The 21,223-nt window shown below is 64.2% G+C and carries 18 protein-coding genes and 2 pseudogenes; 6 read left to right on the plus strand and 14 right to left on the minus strand.

The features are described 5' to 3' along the window. Window positions 1-33 precede the first annotated feature (33 nt). The 4 genes from LC092_RS17165 to LC092_RS17180 form a co-directional block, all read right to left on the minus strand. Window positions 34-1,266 (minus strand): FAD-binding domain-containing protein, encoded by a 1,233-nt coding sequence (locus LC092_RS17165; protein ID WP_224808560.1) that lies wholly within the window; start codon window positions 1,264-1,266, stop codon window positions 34-36. Beyond that, window positions 1,263-1,463 (minus strand): hypothetical protein, encoded by a 201-nt coding sequence (locus tag LC092_RS17170; protein ID WP_224808561.1) that lies wholly within the window; start codon window positions 1,461-1,463, stop codon window positions 1,263-1,265. Before LC092_RS17170 ends, LC092_RS17165 begins: the two co-directional genes overlap by 4 nt. 364 nt (window positions 1,464-1,827) lie before the next feature. Next, window positions 1,828-3,105 (minus strand): hypothetical protein, encoded by a 1,278-nt coding sequence (locus tag LC092_RS17175; protein WP_224808562.1) that lies wholly within the window; start codon window positions 3,103-3,105, stop codon window positions 1,828-1,830. A gap of 98 nt (window positions 3,106-3,203) precedes the next feature. Further along, window positions 3,204-4,598 (minus strand): M20 family metallopeptidase, encoded by a 1,395-nt coding sequence (locus tag LC092_RS17180; protein ID WP_224808563.1) that lies wholly within the window; start codon window positions 4,596-4,598, stop codon window positions 3,204-3,206. A gap of 216 nt (window positions 4,599-4,814) precedes the next feature. Here LC092_RS17180 and LC092_RS17185 point away from each other — a divergent pair, with 216 nt between their 5' ends. Next, window positions 4,815-6,125 carry an MFS transporter gene (locus tag LC092_RS17185; protein WP_224808565.1) on the plus strand — a complete coding sequence of 437 codons (1,311 nt, stop codon included), beginning with the start codon at window positions 4,815-4,817 and terminating at the stop codon, window positions 6,123-6,125. 294 nt (window positions 6,126-6,419) lie between these two features. Further along, the gene (locus LC092_RS17190) at window positions 6,420-7,145 is read left to right on the plus strand and encodes a LuxR C-terminal-related transcriptional regulator (RefSeq protein ID WP_224808566.1); all 726 of its coding nucleotides are present in this window, start codon (window positions 6,420-6,422) and stop codon (window positions 7,143-7,145) included. A 67-nt stretch (window positions 7,146-7,212) separates the two neighbouring features. Here LC092_RS17190 and LC092_RS17195 read toward each other — a convergent pair whose 3' ends face one another. From LC092_RS17195 to hisG, 3 genes are all read right to left on the minus strand, one after another. After that, entirely contained in the window at window positions 7,213-8,148 is a 936-nt protein-coding gene (locus LC092_RS17195) for a DMT family transporter (protein WP_224808568.1), read from the minus strand. Window positions 8,149-8,252: 104 nt separating this feature from the next. Then, window positions 8,253-9,482, minus strand: a complete 1,230-nt coding sequence (locus LC092_RS17200) for a hypothetical protein (RefSeq protein WP_224808570.1) — start codon at window positions 9,480-9,482, stop codon at window positions 8,253-8,255. A gap of 16 nt (window positions 9,483-9,498) precedes the next feature. After that, window positions 9,499-10,185, minus strand: coding sequence for an ATP phosphoribosyltransferase (hisG, locus tag LC092_RS17205; protein ID WP_224808572.1), 687 nt, complete (start codon window positions 10,183-10,185; stop codon window positions 9,499-9,501). Window positions 10,186-10,299: 114 nt separating this feature from the next. On the opposite strand from hisG, the gene LC092_RS17210 reads away from it, so the two are divergent. Both LC092_RS17210 and LC092_RS17215 read left to right on the plus strand, forming a co-directional pair. Further along, window positions 10,300-10,938 (plus strand): acyl-homoserine-lactone synthase, encoded by a 639-nt coding sequence (locus LC092_RS17210; RefSeq protein ID WP_224808574.1) that lies wholly within the window; start codon window positions 10,300-10,302, stop codon window positions 10,936-10,938. A 179-nt stretch (window positions 10,939-11,117) separates the two neighbouring features. Next, window positions 11,118-12,374: an NAD(P)/FAD-dependent oxidoreductase gene (locus LC092_RS17215; RefSeq protein WP_224808576.1), complete on the plus strand. Its 1,257-nt coding sequence runs from the start codon at window positions 11,118-11,120 to the stop codon at window positions 12,372-12,374. A 103-nt stretch (window positions 12,375-12,477) separates the two neighbouring features. On the opposite strand, the gene LC092_RS17220 is transcribed toward LC092_RS17215, so the two are convergent. From LC092_RS17220 to ectB, 4 genes are all read right to left on the minus strand, one after another. After that, complete coding sequence (locus LC092_RS17220) at window positions 12,478-13,800, minus strand: phosphoribosylamine--glycine ligase (protein ID WP_224808577.1); 1,323 nt, start codon at window positions 13,798-13,800, stop codon at window positions 12,478-12,480. A gap of 65 nt (window positions 13,801-13,865) precedes the next feature. Continuing rightward, entirely contained in the window at window positions 13,866-14,987 is a 1,122-nt protein-coding gene (locus LC092_RS17225) for a fatty acid desaturase (protein ID WP_224808578.1), read from the minus strand. A 19-nt stretch (window positions 14,988-15,006) separates the two neighbouring features. Continuing rightward, the gene (locus LC092_RS17230; RefSeq protein WP_224808579.1) at window positions 15,007-15,753 is read right to left on the minus strand and encodes a hypothetical protein; all 747 of its coding nucleotides are present in this window, start codon (window positions 15,751-15,753) and stop codon (window positions 15,007-15,009) included. Window positions 15,754-15,770: 17 nt separating this feature from the next. Continuing rightward, window positions 15,771-17,075 carry a diaminobutyrate--2-oxoglutarate transaminase gene (gene ectB / locus LC092_RS17235; RefSeq protein WP_224808580.1) on the minus strand — a complete coding sequence of 435 codons (1,305 nt, stop codon included), beginning with the start codon at window positions 17,073-17,075 and terminating at the stop codon, window positions 15,771-15,773. A gap of 767 nt (window positions 17,076-17,842) precedes the next feature. Between ectB and LC092_RS17240 the strand changes: the two are divergent. Beyond that, window positions 17,843-18,348: pseudogene (locus LC092_RS17240) on the plus strand (IS630 family transposase); the annotation flags it as partial. Window positions 18,349-18,366: 18 nt separating this feature from the next. Here the strand turns inward: LC092_RS17240 and LC092_RS21190 are convergent. Beyond that, window positions 18,367-18,495 carry a hypothetical protein gene (locus LC092_RS21190; protein ID WP_263627192.1) on the minus strand — a complete coding sequence of 43 codons (129 nt, stop codon included), beginning with the start codon at window positions 18,493-18,495 and terminating at the stop codon, window positions 18,367-18,369. 644 nt (window positions 18,496-19,139) lie between these two features. On the opposite strand from LC092_RS21190, the pseudogene LC092_RS17245 reads away from it, so the two are divergent. Next, window positions 19,140-19,328, plus strand: a pseudogene (locus LC092_RS17245) (ATP-binding protein); the annotation flags it as partial. A 107-nt stretch (window positions 19,329-19,435) separates the two neighbouring features. On the opposite strand, the gene LC092_RS17250 reads toward LC092_RS17245, so the two are convergent. Together LC092_RS17250 and LC092_RS17255 are read right to left on the minus strand one after the other, a co-directional pair. Beyond that, window positions 19,436-20,239 carry a CoA-transferase subunit beta gene (locus LC092_RS17250; protein WP_224808581.1) on the minus strand — a complete coding sequence of 268 codons (804 nt, stop codon included), beginning with the start codon at window positions 20,237-20,239 and terminating at the stop codon, window positions 19,436-19,438. A 9-nt stretch (window positions 20,240-20,248) separates the two neighbouring features. Further along, window positions 20,249-21,127 carry a CoA transferase subunit A gene (locus tag LC092_RS17255; protein WP_224808582.1) on the minus strand — a complete coding sequence of 293 codons (879 nt, stop codon included), beginning with the start codon at window positions 21,125-21,127 and terminating at the stop codon, window positions 20,249-20,251. Window positions 21,128-21,223: the final 96 nt, after the last annotated feature.

The following is a 21,223-nucleotide window of genomic DNA, read 5'->3' on the forward strand; positions in this document are numbered from 1 at the left end:
GTCAAGCGGTGTGAAGGCAGGGCTGCGCTGCACTCAGTCGGAGGCCCCAAGTGCTGCGGTCAGGTCCGGAATGTGTTTCCTGAAGGGAAAGAAGCCCTTGGTGGCGAGCGGCCAGGCGCGGGCGTCATAGGCGCGCATCTCCTGAACGAAGGAAATGCCGTCCTGCGCGAGCGCCCGCGCGATGCGATCCGCCAGCTCGCGCCCCGGACCGACCGGAACATGACGGGCAACCACGCGGTCGAGAGCATGGTCGCGCGCCCAGTCGCGCACGGCCTCGTCAATGCCATGCGGCACCATCACCTGATCGCGCAAGCGCGCGCCGGGTACCGAGAGCCGCGACAGGCTGTCGTCCAGCACGGCCGCGACGAAATCCTGCACCTGCCCCGAGACCGGAACGTCCGAGCGCAAGGCGGCGCTGGACGCGGCCGCCACCGCGACCGGCGCGACACGATCCGACAGGCACTGCACGTCGACATCGTCGTCGAAGACGAGAAGCCCGGTCCGACCGCCGTCCTTCCCGAGCCTTGGACCAGGTGAAATCGGCCGCGGCACGGGCGGCAGCGGGCCGTCGAGCGGCAGCGCCTCTTGCGCCAGCTGCCCTTGCGGGTTGAAACGCTCGCCGGTGTGGGCCGCAATGTTGTCGGCGCGCGCCAGATAGGTCTTGCCACGCGTCTGCAGCCCGCCGACCCAGCGCCAGGACAGGGTGTTGGAGGCGGGATCGCCGTCGAGCAGATGGCGCAGGAAGAAGTCCGCGCCCAGCTCCCACGGCAGTTTCAGCGTGAAGATCCAGATCGAGGCAAACCACATCCGCGCGTGATTGTGCAGATAGCCGGTCCCGGTCAGCTCGCGCACCCAATGGTCGAAACAGTCGATCCCGGTGCGCGCGCCTTCCGCGCTGGCCAGACGCCCGGCAAGGCTGGCATTCCCGCCGGCTTGCGCCCGCGCGGCCTCGCGCGCGGCGCAATAATCGTCCCAGACGCCCGGGCGAAGCTCGAGCCAGCCCTTCCAATAGGTGCGCCAGAAGACTTCCTGAATGAATTTTTCCGCAGGCCCCTCGCCGTGCCGGTCGACGGCGGCGCGCACCAGTTCAGCCTCGGTGACGACGCGGTGGCGAACGTAGGGAGAAAGCCTGGAGACATGCGCGGGCGCATCGGGACCGGGGTCGTGATTGCGCAGCTTGGCGTAAGATTTACCCGCGTGCGGAAGAAACGCCGCAAGCCGCGCCGTCGCCTCCGCACGCGTCGGGGGAAAAAGGTTCAAACTCACGCCCGCGCGCCGTCCTCCAGACGGATCGGGGTGCTGCGCAGCGCCTCCATGGTGGCGGCATAGAGGCCGATTTCCTCGGCCCGCCTGGCGAGCGCTGCGGCTTCCTTCATCAGGCCCGCCTTGCGCAGGTAGCCGGCCTGAAGCGTCAGCATGCGCGACAGATCGCGCGATGTGTGGGGATTTCGAAACCCGGTCATCCTGTCCTCCCGTTTTGGATAGCCGGTTTACGCCGGCGGAGCCGAACCGGTTTCGCCCCGCGACAATTTGGCAGTCGCGCCTGCGGGTCGGAGGCGCGACCGGCGGCAATGCGCCGGCGACCCTGGGCAGCGGGTACAGTGTCTCAGGCACCGTGCCTGCGGGCTTGTCGAGGGTACCGCCACTCCCGCGTCATACCGGGCAAGGCGAAGCTGCGATCCGGTATCGGGAGCCAAAGGCCCGGTCGTCTTCACGGGGCAAGAGCTGAAACGTCGTGCCTCGCCGATCCCGGATCTGCGCTTTCGCTCCGTCCGGGATGACGACCTGATGTTTCGTGTCAGATCGGCGCACACCATTGAGAAATCGTCATTCTTTCCATCCCTGTTCAACAGGCTCGCCGCTTTTGCTCACGCCCGTGGAAACCGCTCGAAAGACAACAAAAGCGTCGATATCAGCAATAAAAAAACGCTCCAACGTTCGAATTGCCAGCCAGAGCTGTGACCCATCCAAACGCGCGACGGTGACGCCATTCGGTGTGACGTCGCGAAGAAAATTTGCTTTGGCCCAAACCCAGTGGCGGCGTTCCGGATGAAGAGCCTCATAGTTGCATCCCGCCAGGCCGGAGCGCTGCAGATCGATATAAAGCCCTTCAGGCGTATGGATGACCGGGTGGGCCGTGTCGAAAAACGCGAACCGGCCGACCTCTTCCCGGTCCCGGTCCGAGACATAACCGATCGGAAAAAGGCTTTGCCCGTTCCCTCTTCCTCTTCGGGAGGTCGGTATATGCTCTCTAAACGCGTCATTGAGGTCGTCCGACAATCGGTAGGCCGTATTCTCATCTTTTCTCAGCGTCTCCACCCACTGCTCGACCCCGGGCACACGCGTCCATTCTTCTCGCGGAATGACCCAGGCCGCCAAGCAATAGGTGCCAATGCGCGGCTTACCACGACGCCCCTGCCATTTGGCGAAGCGATCGCGGTAGATCTTCGTGCCGTGGATGACCTTGCTGTCTTCGGGAAAGAAAAACGGCGTGAGATCGGGGCTTTCCAGGCGCGCCCGGCGCTCCGAGGCTTCGAAGGCCGCTTCATCCACCTTTTCCGGCGGATGGGCACGGACGAACTCTATCCGTCCGTGCCTGCCCGACAGGGCCCGCTCGCTGATGTGGTATTCGATGTTGGCGAAACGCTCGGGATCCTCGACCCACAGGATCGGCAGCCTGGAGTCGGGCTTGAGCGTGCGGTGAGCCTCGGTGAACGGCGCCGCCGCTTCCCAGTCATCGACCGTCTTGCCTTCCCATGTGCGACCTTCATCGTCCAGAGCAGCCCAGAAACAGGCGGATATCACAGGCACATAGACAGCCGCTGCGCTATCTGGAACCTTCGCGCCGATGACCGGCGGACTGATATATGTTCTGCTGAAAGTCGCACTTGGCGCCACGGTCGAGCCCGTCACGAACTCTCCCGTGCATTTGATCACCCGCTCGATGGTGACCGGCTTGCCGTCGACCTTCACATCCACCGCAAACCGGTAATAGGCGGGATATGCGGGATTTTCCGAAACGCACGCGGCAAGGCCGAGCGCGAGAAAAACGACGGCCACAGCCTGCCGACGCAATCGCAAGACCCGATCTGAAAAACCCGCCACCGACGCACCCGTAAAACGCGAAAAACCGAAATCTCTCGCGTTTTACGGCCTGTTGCGCCTTGCGTCGAGCGCGGGTGCGGCTTTGCCTTAACCCGGCGTTACGACGGCGCTTTCGCCGAGCGCTCGCCGATGTCCCAAAAGAGCCCCGCCATCAGTTGCAGCGCCTCGCGGCAGGTGGACTGGATGACATGCTCGTTGGGCGCATGCTGGGAGCAGCCGCGATAGGAATGCGGCACCCAGACGGTGGGCAGGCCGAGCACCTCGGAAAAGGTGTCGTTGGGCAGCGAGCCTGCGAGATTGGGCAGGATATGCGGAGGTTGGCCGGCGGTCTTTTCCAGCGAGGCGGCGACGAAACCGACCCATGGGTTCGACGGATCGAGCCGGGTCGCGCGGAAGAACACCCGGTCCGCCGGGGTGATCTCCACCATGTCGAAGCCTTCCCGGTCGAGATGGCGGCGCAGCGCGGGGAGAATGTCATCCGGGTCGGTGCCGACCACATAGCGCAGCTGGCAATGGGCGCGGGCCTCGCCCGAGATCGCGTTGACGGGTGCTTCCGGCACGCCGCTCGTCATCGCCAGCACCGCGAAGGAATTCCAGCCGAAGACGCGTTCCGCCGGCGTCAGGTCCGGCTCGCCCCAGTCAGGATCGACCTTCGGTCCGTCGCCGCCATCGACCGGCAGGCCCTTGAGCGTGGCGCGGATCTCCGGCGTCAGGCTGGTCGGCCGCCACTCGGGAACGCGGATCGATCCGCGCCGGTCGACGATGGCCGCGATTGCATGCGCCAGGATCGTCGCCGGATCGGCGAGCGCCCCGCCCCAGTTGCCGGAGTGATGCGCGCCGTCGCGCAGATGCACCTTGAGATCGAAGTTCACGCCGCCGCGCGAGCCCATGAACATCGTCGCGCGGTCGGGTTCCAGACGCGGCCCGTCGGAGGCGATAAGCACGTCGGCGGCGAAGCGCTCGCGGTTCTCCGCGAAAAGCTTTGCCAGACCCGGCGAGCCGGTTTCCTCCGACATTTCCAGAACGATCTTGACGTTGAAGCCGAGCGCGCCGCGCGCCTCAAGCACCGCTTCCAGCGCGGAAAGATTGATCAGGTGCTGGCCCTTGTTGTCGGCCGTGCCGCGCCCGTAGAGCCGGTCGCCCTCCTCCACCAGCTTGAAGGGATGCAGCCCCGCGCGCCACTGCTCTGTCTGGGCGCGGATGACATCGCCGTGGCCATAGGTGAAGACGGTCTCCAGCGCGGGATCCTCGATCCGCTCGCCGTACAAGAGCGGGCCGCCGCGCGGATCGGGGTTTTCCATCACCTCGCAGGCAAAGCCGAGCCGCTCCAGCCAGGGACGGGCCAGTTCGTCGATGTAGCGGCGCAGTTCGGCTGCCTGCGACGGGTCCTGGCTCTCCGTCTCGAAGGCGACCAGCCGCTGGAGATCCGTGCGAAACCCGCCGTCGTCGAAATAGCGCGCTGCCCGCGCCACCGCCTCGTCCCGTGTCGTCATGTCCCGGTGTCTCCCCGCGCGCTGTCTTCGATTGCGGGCAAAGCTAAAGCGTTTTCAGGCGCTTGGAAACACGTGAGACGACTGCCTCAAATTTACGCAGCGTCACATTTGTCGCAATCGCGCAGGGATGCGACGCTGCGACGACGATTGCGCAGCCCTGTCCGTGCCAGGGCTGGATGCTGAGAAACGCGCGCGAGCGGGACAAGGACGGGTCACATGTTTCAGGTACTGGCCGGGGTCTGGGCCTTGTTGCTCGGCATCGTCTTGATCATGCTGGGCAACGGCATGCATTTCACGCTGATCGGCCTGCGCGGCGGCATCGAGGGGTTCTCGGCCGCCGAGCTTGCCATCGTCACCTCCGGCTATTTCACCGGGTTTTTGTCGGGCGCGCGCTTCACGCCGGCGCTGATCCGCCGGGTCGGGCATGTGCGCGTCTTCGCGGCGCTGGGCAGTTTCATGTCTGCGGGGCTGATTTCCTTCCCGCTCTTCACCGACCCCATCGCCTGGACGCTGCTGCGGGTGCTCGTCGGCTTCTGCATGTCAGGGATCTATGTGGCGGCGGAAAGCTGGCTCAACGACGCCGCCACCAACGAGACCCGCGGCAAGGTGCTTTCGGCCTATATGATCGCCCAGACGCTCGGCATCATCGGGGCGCAGGGGCTGCTGACGCTGGGCGACGCCGGCACCTCGGTTCTGTTCATCGGCGCCTCGATCCTGGTGTCGATCTCCTTCGCGCCCATTCTCCTGTCGGTCGCCCATGTGCCGGCTGTCGAGGTCGCGCGGCCGATGTCGCTCAAGGGGCTGTTCGCCAGCTCGCCGCTTGGAACGGTCGGCATTTTCCTGCTCGGCAGCGTCTATGCGACGCAATCGGGCATGGGCGCGGTGTTCGGCTCGCAGATCGGCATGACCGCCTCGCAGATCGCGCTCTTCGTCGCCATGCTCTTTGCCGGGGCGCTGGTGCTGCAATATCCGATCGGCTGGCTGTCGGACCGCATGGACCGGCGCAAGCTGATCTTCGGCGCCTCCTGCCTGGGCGCGGCCGCCTGTCTGCTCGGCTGGCTGACCGGCGGCGGGCTGACCTCCCTGATGGCGGCCGCCTTTTTCGCAGGCGGGGTGACGACGCCGCTTTATGCGCTGTTTCTCGCTTATACCAACGACACGCTTTCGGCCGAGGACATGCCGGCGGCCTCGGGCGGGCTCGTCTTCACCTTCGGGCTTGGCGCCATCGTCGGCCCGCTGGCGACCGGCTGGGCGATGGAACGGCTCGGCCCCTTCGCCTTCTGGCCGGTGCTTGGGGTGACCTTCGCGGCAATCGCGCTCTATGCGCTCTTCCGCATGACGCAGCGCGCCGTCACCCCGAGCGAGGAGACGGAGAGCTATCTCGGCGTGCTCCCGACCGCTTCGCCGGTCGCAGTGGAAGCCGCCGGCGTCTGGGCGGCGGAAAATGCGGAAGCCGAACGCGAAGCGGAAGTTGAGGCAGAGGCGAAAGCCGGCGCGGAAGCGGACGCACCGGGTGAAAGCCGCTAGAAACAAGGCCCGCGCGCGCCGACCGGACCCGAGCGAACCCGCGCCGGCGAGCCTTGCCAGGGCTTTTCCCATCGCATGGAGCCAAGCTTTGCGATGTATCCCCTTCAAGCGGCTTTTGAGGCGCAGAAGGAAACGGACCATTGTTCCGCAGCGGAAGCGCAGAAAGGAGCAACCCGCCCGCTCCGGAGTGACTTGCAATCCAAAACGTAAAAACTTATGGTTGCATTTCGCGTGATGAGGAAATCATATTCGATCACATTGGCTGACCAGTCGCTCATTCGAAGCAATTGTCAAATGAAGTTCGAAGACCTCTATGAGCTTATCCGGCCAATCGCCGAATGCGCCTCACACAGCGAAATCCTTGCGCTGACGTCCAATGTTTCCGCAAAGCTCGACTTCGAATTCTACAGTATTGTTATCCGCAGAATTGAAAACCTCGTTGAAAATAACGTTGTTATCAATCACAATTATCCCGAGGAATGGGAGGAGATTTATCGCACCAGATCCTATTTCTCGAAGGATCCGGCAAACAGCCCCCTGACGTTCAGCAAGCCGTCCCTGCTCTGGTCGGAGGTTTCCGACACCGAGGTGTTTCGCGCGGCGAAGGAATTCGGCATCGGCGACGGCGTGACCTGCACGGTTCGCGGCAGCCACCACATCTGCTCGGTCAGCTTCGCCGTTCGCAAGAAAGACGTTTGCCCGGAAATGATGGTCGGCGCCCAGTTCATCATCCCCTATCTTTGCAATTCGGTCATTTGCATAGCGGAGACCGAGCTCGCCACCGCGCCAATCCTCTCCGAGCGCGAGAAAGAGTGCCTCAAGTGGGTGAGCGAAGGAAAGACGTCATGGGAGACCTCCGTGATCATGTCGATCTCGGAAAGAACCGTGCTGTTTCATCTTTCCAACATACAGAACAAACTGCAGACGACGAGCCGGGCGCACTCGGTGGCCAAGGCCGCGATCCTGGGCCTTCTGAACGCCGATCTTTTCTCCGGCGACCCCTTCAAGGTTTTGAAGTAGCGCGCCTGCCATAGCCGCGCCGCTCGCGCGCGGCCGGGCGCGGAAGCGGCGCGGGTGCGGGCGGGGGTCAATAGACGCCAGTTTTCACCTTGTGGTGGGTGCGCCACCGCCGGATGGCGATGACGGTCCTGGAGATGCCGCCCTGGCAGATGAAGATGCCGGCCAGCACGACGAAGAACGCGATGCCGGTGTTGGGACCGGGACGTTCGGAGAGAATGAGAATGCCCCAGAACGCGCCGAACATGGGAACCAGGTAGTTGTTCAACGCCAGGAAGGAGGCGTCGTATTTCTGAAGGATGCGCAGGACGATCAGTTGCGCCGTCGCCGTCGACAAGAGCCCGAGCACGACAATGGCGCCGATCGCCGACGGCTCGGGCGACAGCGTCCACGGCGTTTCCAGAACCAGCGCCGCCGGCAGGATGAACGCACTCGCCACAAGCAGGATGGCCGCCGAGGTCTGGAACTTCGGCAGATCCCGAAGGTGACGGCTCAAGATTCCCGACAGGGCGTAGCACAGGGCGGCGGTGGTCACGAGCAATTGCGCGAGCGTTTGCTGGCCCAGATTCAGCAGCGACGCCGGGCCGATCAGCAAGACCACGCCGACGAAGCCGACCGCAACACCTGCGGCCTTTTCGATCGTCAGCCGCTCGTCATCGGTGATGACATGCGCCATGGCGATGGTGAACAGCGGGATCGAGGACATCAGGATCGCCGCAAGGCTGCTGTCGATATATTGCTCGCCCATGCTGATGAAGGAAAACGGCAGGACGTTGCCGAGGAGCGCGGCGCTGACGATATACACCCAGTGCTTGCCGGGAGGCGGCAACCGGTAGCCGGCGAGACGCGCCACGACCAGCAGGACGACCGCGGCCAGAGTGATGCGGCTTGCCGCGATGGTCAGCGGCGTCACCGACCCCAGTCCCACCTTGATGAACAAGAACGAGCTTCCCCAGATCGCGGCGAGCGTGGTCAGCAGCGCCAATCCGTTGAGTGTGTTTCGCATTTTGTTTCCTTTCATGGCCTCCGGCCACCGCCTCGCCGTCCGGGGAGTTCGGCACACGCGCACGACACCCTGGCGGCCAGGCGGACGTCTTGCAGGTCACCGCGCTAGCCGGCCGCGCGAACACCGGGCTGGAAAGAAGTCCAGCCCTTGAGCTCAAGCGGGGCATCCGACCCGTCGTCGGTCAGGTGAACGAAGGCGACATGTCTGTCCGCGGCATAGGAATAGCCGCAGCTCGAGACATGACCGCGGATGCGCCCGTCGGCGTCCTGAACGGCTTCGCCGATCCGGGGCCGACTGGTCCTGTCGCCGGCAACGGCCAGTTTGCGGACCGTGATCCGCGGCTCTGCCGCCGGTTCCCGAATGGCCTCGCGACCGACGTAATCCGCCGTCTTTTGGGGATCGACCATCCACCCGAGGCCGATTTCACCGAGCGTGGTGCCGTAGTTCATGTCGAGCGGGTGAAGCAGGAAGTCGATATCCGTGCATTCGATGCGATAGGTATCGAGCAGGTCCCAGCCGCAGGGGAGCACCCTGTCCGGCATGTCGAGCATGGCGGTCCAGACGGCGGTGACCGCCTCCGGCATGCCCCACATTTCCATGCCGATGACAGAGCGGACGACGGTCACGTCGTCGCCGGCGTTCGTGCGACAACGACAGGCCTGAAAGGGTTTGAGCGCGTCGACGGCGGCCCGGTCGGCGGCGCAGACAAGATCGCGCATCACGGCAATGCGGTCCGGTCCCTTGATGTTGAAGCTGACGAAATCGGAATCCACGACCCGCGCATCGGGAAAGCGTTCAAGCGCCTCGTGCAGATGGGAGGGGGGCGCGCCGCCGCCACAGGAGACCAGATAGCGGTCCTCCTCGACCCTCAGCACCAAGGCCTCCTCGTCGACCGTTCCCGTCGGCGTGGTGAAAAGGGTGAAAGCGGCGCGGCCTGTCTTGAGCGACCGCAGATTGCGCGGCGTCAGGTAATCGAGAACGTCGAGCGCCTGGGGGCCCGACACCTCGAGATACATCATGCCGGAGGCAATGAAGGCGCCCGCCCGAGAGTTGACATAGTCGTGCTGGCGTTTCGTGGGGAGCCGCGCCCAGCCGCCGGCACCGATCACATTGCCTGCAAGAACCCGCAGGCCGTGATGCGGGCCGTAGCGCGCCGCGACGAGCTCGATGATATCCATCAGGTGTTTCTTGGGCTTCAGGCAAGGCTGTTCGCCAGACACAAGGCCCGAGTCCGCCGGAATGGTGAAATAGGGCGGCAGGTTCATCGACAGCGGATTGGTCCGCCCTGCGGCTGTGGTCTCAAGCGTGGATGAAGGGTGAATTGCGACGTTCATCGGAGGTCTCCCGGTCCTAGAGAATGGCTTCTTCGCTCATCGCCGGCGCAGACCGACGAAGGGAATGCGGGGCGTCGAGGATGTGGCTCAAGAGGTCGTGGCATCGCTGCCGCCTGGCACCCGTCGTGCGATGACTGATCAACGCGATCGCACCGGTCTTCTGGATGACCTCGAGCTCGCGCAGATTGTTGCGGGCGATCGTTGCTCCGGTATCGACGATATCGACCACGAAATGCGCCATGCCAGCGAGCAGCGCCAGTTCGACGGATCCGTACATTTTGACGATGTCGGGGGCACAGCCTTGCCGTTCGAAGTATTCGCGGGCGATCCGCGGATATTTCGTCGCCACACGCGGCCGACGAATGTAGGTCCGGCTGACGAATGCGCCGGGAAGACCGATCACCGACAGCCGACACTTGCAAATGTCCAGATCGCGCTTGCTGCCGAAGGACAGGTTTGCCGCTTCCGCGATCACATCGCCGCCAAGCACCGCGATGTCCAGGACCCCTTCCTCCAGCAAGAGAGGAATATCGGAGGACCGCACCGGACACAGGGTCAGATCCGCCCGGCTGGTGTCCGCGAAAATCGCCCTTTCGTCCTTTCGCGAGATCGACAGGTCGATCCCGCAGCGATTGAAGAGCCGCCTCGTGTCGTTCATGACACGCCCTTTCGGCACGCCCAGAATCAGCTTGTCGGTTTTCATGAAGCTGCTCCCCCCGTCCGTTCCGCTTCGTGGCATTGGGTCAATTGTGGTGACCATCCTACGCACCCGGCTTGCCGGGCTCTGCTGTAGGAACCAACAGGTTCCGGGAGGACCATGCTGTCGGATCAGCCAGTTGCTGGAAAGTGCAGTAAATTTAAGAATTGTCCCATCACTTTATCGGGAGGGGATGGTTTGATGTTTATAAAGGCAGAATATTTCAAAAATACTTCATGCGATGAAAAGGACCTCGAAAAAATTTATCGCATTCGCAAGGATGTTTTCTTCGATCGACTCGGATGGAATGTCCTGTGCTCTGGCGGGCTTGAGTTCGATGCTTTCGACAATGCCGACTGCGACTATCTCGTCGTCAGGCACCAAGACACGCTGATTTGCACGTGCCGGCTCATTCCGACCACGCGCCCGACAATGCTGTCGGAGGTGTTTCCCGGCCTCTTGCGCGGGGAAGACTATCTGCCGGATCCAGCCGTGATCGAAATCAGCCGTCTCGCGGCAACCGCCTGCCCGTCGCTGCGCGGAGGGGTCATGTCCCTGATCCTGCAGGAGTTGCGCCGCTACGCCAGCGACCACCGCGTCAGCGCGTTCGTCTTCGTGACCACGACCGCCATCGAACGGCTGCTGCGCCGGCACGGCGTTCGCCTCCAGCGGTTCGGCGACGGCAGGACGACCCTGGTCGGCGGCGTGCGGTCGGTGGCCCTCAGACTTCACCCGGCCGACATTCCGCAGGTCAACTGACCAGCGACCGACCGGATGGCGAAGCCGCGGGCCGGCGGACGACACCGTCGAAACGATCGCTCGGGGAGCGGGCCCTGCGCCCGCCCCCGGCGCGTCGGCGTCCCGGGCTCGCCGGCGCAGCCGCGCGCACCGCCTCGCATGCGCGCCGCACAAGCCCCCCTCGCGCAAGGAGACAGGCAATGCAACCTTCCCAGCACCCGACCATCCCGTCCAGCACCGAAGTCTGTATTGTCGGCGCCGGCATTGTCGGGATCCTCTGCGCCCTCGAACTGGTCGAGCGCGGCCACCGGGTGGTGTGCCTCGAGAAAGACCGGGTCGGCTGGGCCCAATCCGGTCGCAATCTGGGCTGGATCCGGCAGCAGGGACGCGATCCAGCCGAGCTGCCGCTGATGGTGGAGGCCTGCAGGCTCTGGAAGGAGCTCGGCGAGCGATGCGGGTCCGCCGCGCTCGCCTTCGAGGAGACCGGCATCAACTATCTCGGCCTTCACCCGTCGGATGCGCAGCGATACGAGACCTTCGCCGCAGCGCTCGAGGCACATGGCGTTCGACCCGAGAGGCTCGACCGCAGGCGGATCGCGCAGCTTTACCCCCTGCCCGAACAACGCTGGCAATACGGGCTCCGCACGCCGGGCGACGGGCGGGTCGCGCCTGCCTTTGCCGCGCCCGCGATTGCCAACGCCGTTCTGGAAAAGGGCGGGCGCATCTTCGAGACCTGTGCCGTTCGCTCGATTGACCCCGGGGGCGACGGCCGCGTCCGGATCGAGACGGACCTGGGAGATCTCACCGCGGAACGCGTCGTCATCGCGTCGGGCGCGGGATCGGCAAGCCTTGCCGCCGGCGCCGCAGCCCGCCTGCCGCAATTGTGCGTGGAATCGACCGTGACCGAAGTCTTTGATCCGTCAAACCTGTGGCGGGGATCGGGAACAGACGGCGTCCTGGCCTTCTATCGCACGGCGCAAGGCCATGTCGGCCTCAGCCTGTGCAAGGGCTTCGTGCACCGGGTCGGGCCGCAGACCTTGCGTCATCTCGGCCACTATGCGCGCTCGCTGCGAAGCTGCCTGCAAATGGCGCGCCTGGCGTTGCCCCGCAAGGGCAGTGGCGACGTCAACCCCGCCCCGTCCCGCAAGGTCGTGCGCGACAGCATGAGCGCCGCGCGTCAGCGCGGGCTGATCGGCCCAAACGCCCGCGTCCGGCGGTGCTGGGCCGGATCCATCGATCTCCTGCCGGACTTCCTGCCGGTCCTCGACACGCCCCATGCAGGCGGGTCGGTCTTTGTCGCCACGGGCTTCAGCGGCCACGGCTTCGGCATCGCTCCGGCGGTCGCGCGCGTCGTCGGACACTGGGCCGGCGGCCGCGCACAGCCGCACGACCTGACACGATTTCGGTTCAACCGCTTCTTCGACCGTTCGCCGCTCGCCCAGGGGCCGACCTTCTAGGACGTGGCGCGCCCCAGCCCATTCGCGGGCCATTAACGGACCGGACGGCGGGAAGACCCGACCGGCCGCAGGCCAGTCGGGGTCCGTCATGCGGTCCTCGACGTCACGCGCCGATGTCCGTGCGCCACCGTTTGCCCTGAAAGCACACGGATTGGATCGAGGCGTAGACGCGGTCGCGGGCTTCGCGGATGCTGCCGCCAAGCGCAGAAATATGGGCAACGCGGCCAGCGCGGGTCCGCAGGCTGCTGTCGGCGGACTGCTCGACCCCCGCCCAGAACACCATGGCTTTGTCCGCCAGCAGAGCCGGGAAGAACCTCACGATCTCTCCGCTTCCGATATCGCGGAACGGCCAGTCCGTCTCCCGGTCGAGCTCCGCCTGATCCTTCAGGGCGGATTTCGCTCCCGCCGAAAGGGTAATGGTGACGCAGGAGCGGGGCTTGACCTTCAGCCGGCGCTCGACGCGTTCGCCCGAGGTCATGCGCATCAAAAGCGCGAACAGGTCCTCGTCCACACGGGGAAAAATGGTCTGGCTTTCCGAATCCCCCAGCCGGGTGTTGATTTCCAGAAGATGAGGGCGCCCGTCCGCATCGATCCGAAGGCCAAGATAGATCGGCCCGCTGTAGGATATGCCGCGCGCGCGCAGTCCCTTGAGCACCGGCTTGAGAATGCTGTTGGCGATCGTCTGGCTCAGCGCCGGCGAATCCATCATGTGGGGCGAGAGGCTGCCCATGCCGTCGCAATTGGCACCGCCGTCGGCGTCATGGCTTTTCTTGAAGTCCTGGGCGGACGGCAACTCGACGATGCTTCGACCCTGGACGAAGTAATGCGCCGAATAATCGACGCCGGGCAGGTAGTCCTCGGCGAGCACCTTGAAGGGCGCCCCGGGGTTTTGCGCGATCACCGCGTCGATCTGCGCAAGCACGTCCTGCGGCCGGGTCCCGGCCGGCACCGGGATCGCGCCATTGCCGTTGCGCGTCAACCAGTCGACCTTGACCATCTTCGGCAGATTGGACGGGTCGGACAGGAACGCGCCCAGCGCCGCCCGATCCTCAAACAGACGCGCCCGCGGTGTCGGCACGCCGTTTTCGCGGCAGACCTCCTTGCAGAACCATTTGCTGCTTTCGAGCCGGGCGGCCTTGCTCGACGCGCCGAAGACGCGAAAGCCGCGCTGCCTCAGCTCATCGGCGATCCCGTCGTCGAGCGCTTCGATGTGCGAGACGAACACAAGGTCCGGCCGCAAGTCCTCGCAGGCGGCAATGACCGAGCGGAAATCATCGATTCGCGGCGCACGCGCAATCCTTTCGCCAAGGATCCCGCCGGTCCCTGGAAGATAGTGGACCTTCACCGTCCTGGAATTGGCAACGAGGGCCGCACAGATGCTGTGCCCGCGTCCCGTTTTGTCGACAACCACCACAGTATGGGTCATGGATTTTCCTTCCTGGAAAGTGAGAGGCGGGACGATCCCGGCTCCAGGTGTCAAGGGACGCCCCGTCACGCCGTCACGGTCCTGGCGGTCGCGCGAAAGGAATTTTCCCGAAGGTTGCATTCGCCCAAATGCGCCGGGAGCCCGCCCCAGACTTCCGAAAACCGGTCCGGCGTCCGGCCAACATATCCAGGACGTTCCGCCGAGGAATTCGGCCAGTCGCAGTTGGGGGCAATGTGGTGCAGGTCATGGTGCACCGTGTCGCCGACGACGACGAACAACCGCGCGGGCATGTGGATCGACACCGCCCTGATCCACCACGGGATCCAGGCAACGAACGTGTTTCGCTCCGGCGCCTTGCAACAGCACACGCGGGTGAAACTCAGGAAGTCCTTCTTCTCCCGGTCGCGGATGGTCTGGTTGGAAAACGCCCACCACCGGTGCTTGCTGGCCGTGTAGAGAAAGTTGGAAATCTGGAAGCCGATCGTCAGCGGCAGCAGCCAGAAGAGCCCGAGCGCGACGTAATAAGCGGACCCGAGGAAAACCCCCGGCAGCGCCAGAGCCGCGAGATAGGCCCAGGACAATGCGAGCCGATAGAGCGGACGCGCATCGATGAAATTCGCCCTGAGCCTTTCGGCCAGGAACCGGACATGAAAGACCGGCGACAGACAGATCAGGACGATCCGGCGGCACAGGCGACCGCGACTTTCCTCCAGTCCCAGCCCCGCGTTGCGCAGGAACAGGACATCCGCGTCGTCTTCAAAGCACGGCGCCCGGTGGTGCATGAGATGGGATTTCTGGTTCTCGCGAAACGGCGTTCGCAGGAGCAGTGTCGTCAGAACCTCCCCCAGCACATGATTGGCAAGGGGCGTTTTCAGCACCTTGTAGTGAAGCGTCTGGTGGATGACGAGAACGTCCAGGCGTCGCATTCCGCCGGAGACGAAACAAAAGCCGAGCATGTAGACCAGGCCGCCGCCGATCCCCCCCAGAGAGAGCGCAAGGCCGATCAGGGCGAAGCCGGCAACAATCGAGGCGACGCCGATCCCGACGACCTCCACCGGCGACAGCGGCCGGGCGGCCGGATCACGCGAGCCGCGAATGCCGCTGAGCCAGGTCACGAAAGACTGGACCCCCGGCGGCAATCGGTGCGCCAGTTCCTCGCGGGCGGGAGACAGATAGGTCGACGTCATCTCGTGAACCCTCCCGGCCTCAGCTGGCGAACAGCACATCGTTGGTTTCGTGCGTCATCTCCGCCGCCAGGTCGCGCTCGTTCGCCCAGGTCATGTTGACGATCAGCCGCTCGCCGCCGCGGGCGATCGGCGTGACGCGGTGAAGGTATTTCTGGGCATTGAGGAGATAGGCGTCCGCCGCGTCGCAGCGGTGCGTGTGGATCGCCCCGCTCAGGAGCGTTTCGTTGACCTTCGGATTTTCCTTGTCCCAGCTTCCACCGCCACATAGCTGCAAGAAGCCGCCCTGGGCGACGTCCGGCGCCTTGAGATAGAGGACGAAGGCAAAGGAGTAGTCATCCCAGTGCCAACCGTGGGTATCGCCGTCGCGGAAGAGGTTGCTGAGCACATATTCCTCCGGGGGCCACGGGACGCGGTGGACCGTCTCTCCGGTGATCGCAGTCAGAAACCCGCGCACCGCCTCGCACGCATAGATCCGGGGGATGAAGAGGCTCTTTTCCCTGAGGATGTGCTGGCCGACGGTGCGCATCCGGCGCGGCGTGTCGCCGGTGCTCTTCATGGTCAGGTGCTTGTTGCGCCCGCTGGTCGAGCTGATCCCCTCGCACTCCCGCGTGATCGCGCGATGCAACGCGGACGGCAGGAAGTGCGGGATGCGCACGAAGCCGTTTGCGAGAAAGTCGGCCCTGAAACGCGCGACCTCGGCCTCGCTGTACCGGTCGATCCTGTCGCGAAGGGGCACGAGTGGATCAATATCGCCTTGATAAGTCATGAAATGTCCTCCGCTGTTCAATGGATGCTTGCCAGGCGCGCGGGTCCCGCGCAGGTCGCTGCGACGCAGCGTTTGAGAACCGCAAGCCCGTGAGAAAGGTCGCCGTCGTCGATGGTGAGCGGGGGAAGGAGCTTCACGACCGTCTCGTCCGGCCCGCAGGTTTCCAGGATCAGCCGGTTGTGGAAGCAAAGCTCGCGGATCTGCGCCGCCCGTTTGCCGTCGCGCACGTCGAGACCCTGCATCATGCCGGCTCCCTTGCGCATGCCGCCATAGTCAGCGGCCATGGCATCGAGCGCATGTGTGACCAGGCCCCCCTTGCGGACCACCTCCGACGCGAACAGGGCGTCGGACCAATAGGCCTCCAGGGTGGCGGCCGCCGTCACGAAGGCGAGGTTGTTGCCGCGGAAGGTGCCATTGTGCTCGCCCGGCTTCCAGGCATCCCATTGCGGCGCGATCATGAGCATGGCCAACGGCTGCCCGAAACCGGAAAGCGATTTCGACAGCACGACGATGTCCGGCTGAAGGCCCGCATGCTCGAAGGAAAAGAAGGTTCCCAGCCGACCGCATCCGGCCTGGATATCGTCGACGATCACCAGCACGCCATGATCCGAGGCGATCCGGCGAATGCGGCGCAACCACGCGGCGCTGGCACGGTTCAACCCGCCCTCGCCCTGCACCGTCTCAAGGATGATGGCCGCCGGCTTGTCGACCCCGGACGATCCGTCCGCCAGGAGTTTTTCCACAATATCGGCCGTATCGACGTCCGCGCCGAGGTAGCCGTCATAGGGCAGACGGGTCACCTGGTTGAGCAGTGCCGAGGAACTTGAGCGATGGTGGGCGTTCGCGGTGAGCGACAGCGCGCCCTGCGTGCAGCCGTGGAAAGCGTTGGTAAAGGCAATGACATTGGTGCGGCCGGTGACCTTGCGCGCCAGCTTGACGGCTGCCTCGACCGCATTCGCACCCGTCGGCCCGGGAAACTGAAGTTTGTAGTCGAGGTTTCGCGGGATCATGATCCGGAGGCGAAACAGATCCATGAAGGCCGCTTTCGACACCGTTTCCATGTCGAGCGACATGGAGATGCCATCGTCTTCAAGGTAGCGGGTCAGACGGTGTCGCAGCAGCGGATTGTTGTGCCCGTAGTTGAGCGCGCCGCACCCGGCGAGAAAATCCAGATACCGCTCGCCCCCGTCCGTCTCGAGAATGCTGCCGGCGGCACGGGCAAAGGTCGCGGGAAAGCTGCGACAATAGGAGCGAACCTCGGATTCCAGGCCGGTCACGGCGACGACCTTCGTATCCGAAAGCGGAGGCTGTATGTGTTTCATGGTTCAAAGTCCCGATCATCATTCACCTGGAGGCGGACACCCAGGAAGGATCTCTGACAAGGCGCGCCTGCACTTCTCATCCGGCGAAGCCCGCTTAAGGACAAGAAGAAACACATGATCGTGGAGCGCAGAATTTGAACACCCTCACGATTTACATCACGCCTACATGATTCTCACTTTTACAAAACTGATTAACCTGCTGAAAAACTATGACCCTATCTGAATACACAGATTGCCCGACCCGATAACCTGTCGGTTCCTACGGGTGACGATCAAGGGGACATGAAAAATCGAAAACCCGGCTCGGTCGGGAGGGAAATCGCGGGGGAAATCGCAAGAGCGCGACACCGCTGAAGCCGGAGCGGACGTGCAGGATCATGGCCGGTGCAAAGGGCGCCTGACTCCATCCCGTCTCCGACGGCGTGCGCAGTGGCGCGGTTGCCGACCACAGCGGCACCGGATCAAACGCAACGCGGCGGGCTATTCAAAGGAAATGGCGCGCCGCACCGGGTGAAGGTGACATCTGGGTGTGAAGTCTCGAGAGGTTGTTCATCCGGTTCGGGATTAGGCTGCAATCGCCAAACTCCAGCCGAGGATCCCGAAAGATGAACAACCCGCACCAAGGTGCCCGCCTGACCGTCTATAGTCGAGAGCAGATCGTGGCCCGTGCCCCCGCCCGCGTGGCGGGGCGTCTGCCCGATCGCCTGGTCGCGCTCGCCCTGCATCTGCGGCGCGACCTGCGCCTGACGGGGGCGGCGATCGCGGCCAGGCTCGTCTTCATTGACGAGACCGGCCTTAATACGAAGATGGATCGGCTGCGTGAACGATCGCTGAGGGGAGGACGTGGCCGGGCGGTAGTGCCGCACGGCCACTGCAAACGACGACCTTCACCGGAGCCTTGCGCCTGACCGGCCTGACGGCCCCGATGGTCCTCGACGGTGCCATGAACGGTTTGGCTTTCCTGGCCTATGTCGAGCAGGTCCTTGTGCCGACGCTGTCACGCGGCGACATCGTCGTGATGGACAATCTGCCGGCCCACAAGGCTGCCGGGGTCCGGGAAGCCATTGAAAACGTCGGTGCCGAGCTGCGCTATCTGCCGCCCTAAAGTCCCGATTTCAAACCGATCGAGACCGCGTTTTCGAAACTCAAGGCGCTGTTGCGCGCCAAGACGGAGCGTACGGTCAACGTCTAGTGGAACTCCGTTGGCGACCTCTGCGCCCATTTCAAACCACGCGAATGCGCAAACTACTTTGCTGCAGCTGGATATGAACCAACACAAAACGGATATGCTCTAGGCGGGAGGATACAGGGTGATCTCGGACGTGATGATCCGCCCGCCGAAGTCGCCGAAGCGAAACACTTGGATCGCCGGATCAGTTTCCCGCCGGTCGATCGGTCTTTGAACACCAATCAGCTTCATCTTTTTGTTGGCCAAATCATGCGGTGTCGCTCCCGATTGCAGTTTGTCGTGCCAGGTCAGTCGGGCGAGCGCCGCCCCCTCTTCGCCTGGCGCGGTGCCGCTCTTGTCGAAGACGATGATGCAACCAACGGGTTAAGGCTCGCCCCGAGAAGGGCGAGCAACTTCACCCGTTGCGAGACCGGCAGAAACATGAGGGTGAGGAACAGGATCGCGACGTCGAAAGGCTCTCAATCGAATGTTGCCGCGTCGGCACAGATTGCCGTACCCGGGGCCTGATAGGCTCGGACCACGTCCGCGCACTCATCAAGGGCAATCAGCCGCGCCTGCCGTTCCTCCAGGACACCAGCCAGCGATCGACCGACTTTACCGGTTGAGCATCCGATATCGTAGACAAGCCCACCTTTCGGGATGTCATGCTTCGCGACCAAAGCCGCCGCATCCGATGCCAGTTCGTACCAGGGCAGTTGCTCACGGACGTGCGCCTCAAAAGCCCTTTCACCCCCGAAACGCCCAATCCGATCCCGGTCGGCCTTGGTTGGCCGCCGCGCATAGGTGCAGGCGCTGCGCCTGGTGGAGACCTTCGGACTTGCCGACATGTGCACGCCGCCGCGAAGAAGGCCCCAAAGCTGGAGGCTGTCGGCATCGACGACACGGCGATCCCAAAGCCAAACAAGATGTAGGTACCGGAACTTGCGCGCTGTGAATGGATCGAGCGACGTGAGAACGCCATTGCGCCCGGGCCGAGTGACACGGGCAATACCCATGTCGCTCTGGGTCTGGGATTGGGGACCTGTCAGACGGGAAAGTCGGTCAGCTTTTCCACGGCCGCAGCAGGCTTTTTCGCCCCTGCCGGGATCGGTCTGATCCGCTCGACCTTTGCCCGGAGTTGAGCGTCCTGCCCGGCGCGTGCGCCAAGGCGCACCTCGTATGACGCCCGCCGTCAGGCTGCGCGCGCGCGAAGGCCGGACGGATTGCCTTTCAGGGCGCCGGCCCGCTGATCGTGCGGATCAAGTTGGCGGATCACCACCAGTTCCTCCGCCGTCGGAATCGCGGTCTCATGAAGATCCGGCGCCCGCAACAGCTCGAAGCCGGTGTTCGCGGCGACCTCCTCGAAACTCACGCCCGGATGCAGCGAGAGCACCCGCGGCGCGTGGTCCGGCCCGCCGAAATCCATCACGCAAAGCGGTGTGATGACCAGACCGATCCGGATTTCCGGCCGCCGCGCGCCCTCCGGCCACAGCCGATCGTTGAAGCCGGCGCTGCACACCACATCGACCTCCCCCGGCACGAAGGTGCGCCGGTCATGGCTCGTCACCAGCATGGAGTTGCGGTGGCTGATGCTGTTGCCGGGAAACCCGCGCACGCCGAGCATCTGCACCTTGGGCTTTCGGAAATCGCCGAGGCAGGAAATGTTGGCCTGGGCGAACCGGTCGATCTGCACCGGCGTCACCATAGCGTGCCGGCGACCGGACCAGAGGCTTTCGAAGATACGGCCATAGGGAAACCAGCCCGCATGTCCGGGCCGGTCCTCCGGCGCGCAACCGAGCGGCACCGGCTCCTCGACGGCGAAGGCCTCGCCATCGGTCAACAGCAGCCGGTCGTTGAGGCGAAGCTTGGCGAGACCGGCGGCGATCCGGGGCAGTGTGCCGATGCCGTTGGCCATCACCTCGCCGTCCTCCGCCCAGGCCCGGGCGGCGGCAGTGATCATCAGCTCGGCCAGGGTGAAAGTCTCAGCATGAATCATGACGGCACCTCACAGATTGGGGATCGACAGGGTGCGGATCGCATCGACGCCGCCCACCCGGTCCAGATAGGTCGGCTCATCGGCGCCGACGTAGTCGCGCAGGTAGGCGTCCCAGCCCCCTTCCTGACGCGCCCCATCGCAATAGGTCTTCAGATGCGCCATATCCCAACCGTAGGCGTCATGCGCGGTGGTGGGATGGGCCCCAAAGGGCGCCGCCACCACCGTTTCCACCACGGAGCGGTCGAACAGGCTCTTTTGCGCCATGTGGGAATGGGTCAGATCGAGCCGATCGTGGACCTCCTCCGCCGACACGATCACACGGCTGGCAGCACGGGCGATCAGATTGTCGAAATAGGGATCGCGCCCATCGGTCTGCACATTGCCCCTCCGGTCGGCGCGGCTGACATGGATCAGCGAGATGTCCGGCTTCAGCGCCGGCATCGCCACCAGCACATCCTCCGCATCATAGGGAGAGGTGACCAGACGCAGCTCCGGATTGTGGGTCAGCACATCGGTGCCCATGCCGATGCGGGTCGGCGCGAAGGGGACGCCCTCGGCAGCGGCCCTGAGACCGAGCAGAAACATGCCCTCGTCGAGTTCCATTACCTCGATCGCCCCGCTCTCGCGCGCCTTGCGAAAGTAGGGTTCGAGCGGAATCTTGTCGAGCGACACGAAGCCGTAAATCACCTTGCGCACCTTGCCAGCGGCACACAGCATGCCGACCTCCGGCCCGCCATAGGCGACCAGCGTCAGATCCTTCAGATCCGAGCGCAGGATTTCCCGCACCAATGCCATCGGCTTGCGCCGAGCACCCCAGCCGCCGACGCCGATGACCATGCCGTCATGCAGACTGCGGACGGCCTCGCGAAGGCTTTTCTGTTTGTCCATGTCATGAACCCGTAATCGCTGTTGCCCTTCGGCAGAAAGGATTTCCGCCTGTTTCCGAAGAGCCTAGAGAGACAGCCAGCCACCCTCATCGTCCGT

The organism is Stappia stellulata (assembly GCF_020176715.1).
In the GTDB taxonomy this organism is placed as follows: Bacteria; Pseudomonadota; Alphaproteobacteria; order Rhizobiales; family Stappiaceae; genus Stappia.